Annotated in this window: 1 protein-coding gene; it reads left to right on the top strand. The window is 65.2% G+C overall.

Going from position 1 to position 660, the window contains the following annotated elements; all coding sequences use genetic code 11:
* A partial coding sequence (locus EYW47_RS41365) for a hypothetical protein (RefSeq protein WP_205710101.1) occupies window positions 1–660 on the top strand: 660 nt, incomplete at both ends.

Here is a 660-nt window from a genome sequence, read left to right on the forward strand (position 1 = left end):
TGCCGCGATCAACAACGAAGACGCCTCGCTCACGCACGCACAATCGCTTGCGACGAACGACGTCGGCGCGGTGACGCTCTCCGTCGGCGACGCGGACACGTTGCTGGGCGCGCACGTGACGATCACGAACGGCTACGCGATCGTCGACAGCGAAGCGAACCTGCTCGCCGCGATCAACAACGAAGACGCTTCGCTCACGCACGCACAATCGCTCGCGACGAACGAAGTCGGCGTGGTGACGCTTTCCGTCAGCGCCGCGGACACGCTGCTGGTCGCGCACGTGACGATCACGAACGGCTACGCGATCGTCGACAGCGAAGCGAACCTGCTCGCCGCGATCAACAACGAAGACGCTTCGCTCACGAACGCGCACTCGATCGCGACGAACGACGGCTCAGTGCTCACGCTGAACGTCGCCGACGCGGACGCGCTCGCGCTCGCGCACGTGTCGATCACGAACGGCTACACGATCGTCGACAGCGAAGCGAACCTGCTCGCCGCGATCAATCGCGAGGATGCTTCGCTCACGCATGCACAATCGCTCGCGACGAACGACGGCTCGGTGCTCACGCTGAACGTCGCCGACGCGGACGCGCTCACGGGCGCGCACGTGACGATCACGAACGGCTACGCGATCGTCGACAGCGAAGCGAACCTGCT

Source organism: Paraburkholderia silviterrae (assembly GCF_004353915.1).
Lineage (GTDB): Bacteria > Pseudomonadota > Gammaproteobacteria > Burkholderiales > Burkholderiaceae > Paraburkholderia > Paraburkholderia silviterrae.